Origin of the sequence: Actinotalea sp. JY-7885 (assembly GCF_014525465.1) — a bacterium.
GTDB lineage: Bacteria > Actinomycetota > Actinomycetes > Actinomycetales > Cellulomonadaceae > Actinotalea.
On the sequence record NZ_JACEXH010000004.1, the window covers coordinates 38,042 to 44,694 of the forward strand.

The 6,653-nt window shown below is 74.5% G+C and carries 5 protein-coding genes and 1 tRNA gene; 3 read left to right on the forward strand and 3 right to left on the reverse strand.

The features are described 5' to 3' along the window. Positions 1 to 252: 252 nt before the first annotated feature. The gene (locus IDM29_RS01135) at positions 253 to 2,628 is read left to right on the forward strand and encodes a (Fe-S)-binding protein (protein WP_182112414.1); all 2,376 of its coding nucleotides are present in this window, start codon (positions 253 to 255) and stop codon (positions 2,626 to 2,628) included. A 459-nt stretch (positions 2,629 to 3,087) separates the two neighbouring features. Here the strand turns inward: IDM29_RS01135 and IDM29_RS01140 are convergent, their stop codons facing one another. Together IDM29_RS01140 and dcd are read right to left on the reverse strand one after the other, a co-directional pair. After that, positions 3,088 to 4,158, reverse strand: a complete 1,071-nt coding sequence (locus IDM29_RS01140) for a hypothetical protein (RefSeq protein ID WP_182112415.1) — start codon at positions 4,156 to 4,158, stop codon at positions 3,088 to 3,090. A gap of 62 nt (positions 4,159 to 4,220) precedes the next feature. Continuing rightward, on the reverse strand, positions 4,221 to 4,796 hold the full coding sequence (gene dcd, locus IDM29_RS01145) for a dCTP deaminase (protein ID WP_182112416.1): 576 nt from the start codon (positions 4,794 to 4,796) through the stop codon (positions 4,221 to 4,223). 457 nt (positions 4,797 to 5,253) lie between these two features. On the opposite strand from dcd, the gene IDM29_RS01150 reads away from it, so the two are divergent. Then, a tRNA-Gly gene (locus IDM29_RS01150) sits at positions 5,254 to 5,327 on the forward strand. A gap of 266 nt (positions 5,328 to 5,593) precedes the next feature. After that, positions 5,594 to 6,226: a hypothetical protein gene (locus IDM29_RS01155; RefSeq protein ID WP_182112417.1), complete on the forward strand. Its 633-nt coding sequence runs from the start codon at positions 5,594 to 5,596 to the stop codon at positions 6,224 to 6,226. A 110-nt stretch (positions 6,227 to 6,336) separates the two neighbouring features. Here IDM29_RS01155 and IDM29_RS01160 read toward each other — a convergent pair. After that, the coding region (locus IDM29_RS01160) for an FtsX-like permease family protein (protein WP_188037044.1) at positions 6,337 to 6,653 on the reverse strand (317 nt) is incomplete at its 5' end.

Consider the following 6,653-nt stretch of genomic DNA (forward strand, 5'->3'; position numbering starts at 1 on the left):
GCGGCCCGGCGCGCTCGCCGAGGGTGCGGCGGCACGGGGCCAGGGTCAGGCTGAGAAGGGTGGCGGTGAGCCCCGCCGGCCCCCGGGCGCCGTCGCAGCACCCCGGGGGTCCAAGTCTACCGGCTGCGATGCGGTGACCTTCACCGTGCGGTCATGCCCGGGTCAAGCCATGGCCGCGCTGCTCCGGACCGGCGGGCGGCGGCCCGGGCGCCGGTCACGAGCCCGCCGCGACCGACCGGCTAGCGTGACAGGGTGCCCGCGCTGCAGCTCACCGCCCTGGTCATCGCCCTGGCCGCGACCGTCGTCGGGGTCTGGACGTTCGCCCTCGGCGTCCGCGCGATCGTGCGCACGCTGCGCCGGGGCGGGCCGGCGGCGGGCCGCACCGACCACCCCGTGCGACGGACCTGGCTGGTGGCGAAGGAGCTGGTCGGCCACGGCCGGTTCCAGCACCGGCCGTTCGTCCGCGTCGCGCACTGGGCCGTCATGGTCAGCTTCCCGCTGCTCTTCCTCACGCTCGTCCAGGCCTACGGCCAGCTCGTCGACCCGCACTTCGCCGTCCCGCTGGTGGGGCGCCTGCTCCCGTTCGAGTGGCTGACCGAGGCGATCGCGTGGCTCTCGCTCGTCGGGATCGTGCTCCTCATCGCTGTGCGCCAGCGCGAGCACCCGCGACGCGGTCGGGCCGCGCGGCCGTCGGCCGCGGTGTCGACGCCCGCCGGGGAGATGGCGCCGCCGGACGGGCGCGCCTCGCGGTTCTTCGGATCGAACTGGGCGCAGGCCTACGTCGTCGAGGGCGTCGTCCTGGGCGTGGTGGTGTGCGTGCTGCTGCTGCGCGGGCTCGAGTACGCGATGGCGGTGCAGGGCAGCACCCTCGGCTGGTTCGCCTACGCGCCGCTGTCGCAGGAGGTCCACGCGCCGGGCGCGGGGACCTACCCGGCGGCGCCCGGGTCGCTCGCGCACTTCCCGCTCACCGCCTGGTTCGGCCAGTGGTTCACCGGCTGGTCCCCGGCCGCCGTCGAGGCGGCGATCGTGGTCGTCGCGCTGCTGAAGATCCTCATCTCGATGAGCTGGATGGTGATCGTGGGCCGGCGGCCCGCGATGGGCGTCTCGTGGCACCGGTTCCTCGCGGTCGTCAACGTCTGGGCCCGCCGCGAGGTCGACGGTCGCCCGGCGCTCGGCGCGCTCCCGCCGCTCCGCGTCGGCGGCGAGGCCGTGGACCTCGAGAAGCTGGAGGACCTGCCCGACGACGTCCGGCTCGGCGTCGGGCAGGTCGAGGACTTCACCTGGAAGGGCCTGCTCGACTTCTCCACGTGCACCGAGTGCGGCCGCTGCCAGGAGCAGTGCCCGGCCTGGAACACGGGCAAGCCGCTCTCGCCCAAGCTCGTCGTCACGGCGCTGCGCGACCACGCGTACGCGACGGCGCCGTACCTGCGGGCCGCGGCGAACGCGTCGACGGAGCCGGCCGGGCACACCGCGACGACCGGGCACGTGCCGCTGCCGTGGGAGGGCGGGCCCGGACCGGCCGACGAGAGCCACGCCGGCGTCGACGTCCTGACGCTCGTGGGCGACGTCGTCGACCCGCAGGCGCTGTGGGACTGCACGATGTGCGGCGCGTGCGTCCAGCAGTGCCCCGTCGACATCGAGCACGTCGACCACATCGTCGACCTGCGCCGCAACCAGGTCCTCATGGAGTCCGCCTTCCCGGACGAGCTGGGGCCGATGTTCACCAAGCTCGAGCGGCAGTCGAACCCGTGGGGGCTGCCCGCCCGCCAGCGGCTCGACTGGGCGAAGGGCCTCGACTTCCCGGTGCGCGTCATCGGCGTCGACGTCGAGGACGCGTCCGAGGTCGAGTACCTGTTCTGGGTCGGGTGCGCGGGCGCGTACGAGGACCGGGCCAAGAAGACGACGCGCGCGGTGGCCGAGCTGCTGCACCTCGCCGACGTCAGCTTCGCCGTGCTCGGCGACGGCGAGTCCTGCAGCGGCGACCCGGCGCGCCGCGCGGGCAACGAGTTCCTCTTCCAGATGCTGGCGCAGGCGAACGTCGAGGTGCTCACCGAGGCCAAGGCGCAGCGCATCGTCGTGACGTGCGCGCACTGCTTCAACACGATCGCGCGGGAGTACCCGCAGCTCGGCGGGCGGTACGACGTCGTGCACCACACCGAGCTGCTCGACCGGCTCGTCGGCGAGGGCCGGCTCACCCCGGTGGCACGGCCCGGCGAGGCGCCGGCCGAGGACGTCGTGACGTACCACGACCCCTGCTACCTCGGGCGGCACAACCAGATCTACACGCCGCCGCGCGAGCTGCTCGGCGCGCTGCCCGGCGTGCGCCTGGCGGAGATGCCGCGGACGCGCGAGCGGTCGTTCTGCTGCGGCGGCGGCGGCGCGCGGGTGTGGATGGAGGAGACCACGGGCACGCGGATCGGCACCGACCGCGCCGCCGAGGCCATCGGGACGGGCGCGTCGGCGATCGCGACCGGGTGCCCCTTCTGCACGATCATGCTGACCGACGGCGTGGCCGCGGCCTCCGCCGCCACCGACGGCGCGGGGGGCACCGGTGGCGCCGCGCCGAAGCCAGAGGTGCTCGACGTCGCCCGCCTGCTCCTCGACGCGGTCCGCCCACCCCAGCCCTGAGGCGGTCCCCCGGCGCGCAGTCCGCGCCGCTACCCCTACCCCCGCCCGCCCGCTCCGGCACCCACCCCGGTCGCCGCCCGCTCCGGCACCCACCCAGCCGCCCAGATGTTCGCGTCCGCACAACCGCACACCTGGCCACGTTCCGTACCCCTCCACCCGCACGCATGCGCGCGTCCGAGCGTCTGCGCACCCGGCCGCGCTCCTCCCTCCCGCCGCACGGATGTTCGCGTCCGCGCAACCGCACACCTGGCCACGTTCCTTACGCCTCCAGCTGCGCGGATGCGCGGACGCGAACATCTGGCCGCGGCGAGGCGGAGCGGGGTGGGTGACGCGGAGCGGGGTGGGTGCCGCGGAGCGGGGTGGGTGCCGCGGAGCGGGGCCGGGAGCGGTAGTGCGGGGTGGCGCCGCGGCGGGCGGCGAGGCCTGCGGGCGGGCCCGGTGTGCGGGGCGGGGCGGGGGCTAGAGGTCCGCGGGGTCGACGATGAAGTCCATGACGTCGGTGATCTCGCCGCCGACGGCCTTGTGGACCGCACGCGTCAGCGCGATGACCAGCGGCGTCGCCCGGCCCCGGGCCACCTTGTGCGCGAGCGACGGGCGCTCGGCCTCGGCGTCGGCGAGGTCGACCGGCTCCCACCGCACGCGGTAGGCGACCGCACCGGCGACGGCCCACGGCACCTGCGCGATGACCGGCGGCACGTGCGTCTCGCCTGCCACCTCGAGCGCGACGATCCCGTCGAGGTCGAGGTCCGCCAGGGCGCCGTAGCCGGTCATCGCCGGGGGCGAGGTCAGCGCCGCGATGTCGTGGTCGTCGGCGGCCGCGTGGAGCCGACGGCGCATGTCGTCCGTCAGGGGCTCCGTGCCGGGCACCGGTGCCGCGTGCCGGGCGGGGCCGGCGTAGTGCGGCGTCGGGAGGTTGAGGCGGGCGCGGGGCAGCGCCTGCCGCATGACCGTGAGCGCCGCCTCGGGCTCGAGCCAGATGTCCGTCCAGACGGTGAGGTCGACGGCGGCCGCCGGGTCCGGCACCAGCAGCGCCGAGGGACTCCCCCCGCGGGCGCTGGTCCGCACGGCGCCACCGAGCCGCCGGGCGGCGGCGAGCAGCCACGCGACGGTCCGCTCCTCGTCGCGCACGGGCAGGCCCTCGGGGAACGCGCGTCGCAGGCCGTCGCGGTCGCCGCCGTACGGGAACGGTCGCTCGCCGCGCTCGACGGGCGCCTCGACGACGTAGGCGATGCCGGCCTGCGCGGGCACACCGAGCGCCGCCGCCGTCGGGCGGTCGAGCGTGTACGGGCCGACGAGGACGCTGTGGCGCGAGAGGCGCAGGCGCCCCGGCGGCGGCGTCACGACGCGCAGCCCGCGCGCACCGCCGGAGGGACGTGGCGTCGCGGTCGTCGGCTCCCGCTCCCAGGTGGCGCGGGGGAAGCGGCTCGCCGCGAGGGTCCCGACCTCGTCCGGCCCGACGTCGCCCGGCAGCACCAGGAGATGGTGGGAGACGACGTCGTCGGACGTGGGATCCAGTACGGGCAACGGCATGGTCGCAGCCTAGGTCGGTCGTGTTGCCGGTGTGCTTCCGGGACGTTGCCCGGGCCGGTGCGTCAGACCTGCGTGCGGTGGAACGACAGGAAGGAGCGCGACGCCGTCGGGCCGCGCTGTCCCTGGTACCGCGACCCGTAGGTCGCCGAGCCGTAGGGCTCCTCGGCCGGCGACGAGAGGCGGAAGAAGCACATCTGGCCGATCTTCATCCCCGGCCACAGCTTGATCGGCAGCGTCGCGACGTTCGACAGCTCCAGGGTCACGTGGCCCGTGAAGCCCGGGTCGATGAACCCCGCCGTGGAGTGCGTGAGCAGGCCGAGGCGGCCCAGCGAGGACTTGCCCTCGAGACGCGCGGCGACGTCGTCGGGCAGCGTGACGGCCTCGTACGTCGAGCCGAGGACGAACTCGCCGGGGTGCAGGATGAACGGCTCGTCCCGCTCGACCTCGACCAGGCGCGTGAGGTCGGGCTGGTCCTGCGCCGGGTCGATGAACGGGTACTTGTGGTTGTCGAACAGGCGGAAGAACTTGTCGAGCCGCACGTCGATGCTCGACGGCTGGATCATCGTCGGCTCGTACGGGTCGAGCAGGATGCGACCGGAGTCGAGCTCGGCGCGGATGTCGCGGTCGGAGAGCAGCACGGGCGACACGCTAGCGGCTGCCCACCGGGCGCGTCCGTTCCACCCGACCACGTCCACTGCGGAGGACGTGCTCGTCCGGTTCGGACGTGCTCGCCGTGCCGGTGGCGGGCGACGGGGGCGGGTGCCACATCGGCCCGCCCGGGACCGGCTGGTGAGCACGTCCGTTCCCCGCGAGTACGTCCGCTGCGCAGGACGTCGTCGTCCGGTTCGGACGTGGTCGAGGGGCGCCGGGCGAAGCGTCGCGGGGCTGACCTGGGGCGGGACCGGTTCTCCACATTTTTGTCCACAGGTTGCGGTGCTCGTGCGGGGATCCGGGGGGCGGAGCTGTGGACAACGGCTGTGCACGACGGCGCCCGGCAGCACCGGCGAGCGCATGCGGACGCGGGGGACAGGGAGGGCTGGAGCGTCGCGCCGCGGCGGGTATGATCGGTCCGCACGCCCGGGCATCCGGGCGTTCGCGGGTGTAGTTCAATGGTAGAACTTCAGCTTCCCAAGCTGATAGCGCGGGTTCGATTCCCGTCACCCGCTCCACCTCGAGGGCCAGGTCAGAGCACATGCTCCGGTCTGGCCCTTCGTCGTCGGGATGAGAGCTAGGGACGACCTAGGGACGAGGACGGCGTGCCGGCACGCGGCGATCGTCTGTCGTCCGCCCGGTCGCGGGGTCAAGAGCGTCTTTTCGGCGTCCACGCGTGCGCGCCGCTGTGCTCGCACCAGACACCACTCCCGCATGCGGGCGCTTCGCCAGCTATCGCGAGCAGGCCGGGTCAAGAACGGTCCTGGTCGACCGATACAGGAGCGTGACCACGCGTAGGACGACGACGCTCGCCGTGACCATCGCCGTGATGGCGGGCCTGACAGCGTGCACGGGCGGGACGGCAGCGACCCCGGAGCCTGAGAGCACCCCCTCATCGGAGCCCACGACCGAGCCGGTCGTGGACGAGCCCACCGCGGAGCCCACGACCGAGGCGCCCCCGTTCCCCACCGAGGCCGGCGCGGCGATCCCGCTGGACCAGGTCGAGGCAGCCCGCGCCGCGGGCATCCCGGTCTACGTGTCGCCCCACGGCGGCAACGGCGTCGTGGTGCAGCCGGGTCAGCCCCTCCCCGCCCAGGTCGTCAACGACTTCGAGGCCGCATACGGCGGTCCGCTGCCCGAGAGCACGAGTCAGTGGCAGGCAAGCAGGGACGCCCTCACCGCGGTCAGCAACGAGTTCGCAAAGACAGGTGTCCCGTCCATCCGGTTCCAGAAGATCCCCACCTACGACGGCAACACCGTGACGCGGATCCGGTACAGCGCATTCGTGGGCAACGTTCCGGCCGCCCGGGAGTACAACGGGAGCCTCACCCCCTCGGACACGAAGGAAGAGGCGCTCGCCAAGGTGCAGCCGTGGATCGACCAGTTCCCCGGTATCCAGGTCATCGACCTCACCTGAGTCCAGCGAGCTTCCCGCCGGACTCGGACCCTGGCGGGAACGCCCCCGGAGGCTCGACTACCCCCGAGGCCCGAAGCGACGATCGCGCTCTGACGCGCGGCACGGGCGGTTCAGCCGCCGGCGCGCAGCACCAGGCCGAGCCGCTCCCGGCGGCGTGCGGACTGCTCGACGGCGACCACCGCGACGACGACGAGCGCGAGCACGGGGAGCGCCCCGAGCGCCCACCACGGCGCCGCAGGCGCGGGGTCGCCCGCCTGACCCGTGAGCAGCCGCAGCTCCAGCGGCCCGCTCACGGCGGCCGCGAGCGCGGCGCCGACGGCCGTACCCCAGGCGCAAGCGGCCAGCACCCACGGGAGCAGCTCACCGAGGGCGACCCGCCGCACGTCGCGGCGGGCGAGCCCCACGACGCGGAGCACGGCGTGCGCGG

Excerpts from the sequence above, each read along its gene's own strand:
- IDM29_RS01140 (WP_182112415.1), bottom strand. The coding sequence starts at position 4,158 with ATGCCGTTGCCCGTACTGGATCCCACGTCCGACGACGTCGTCTCCCAC.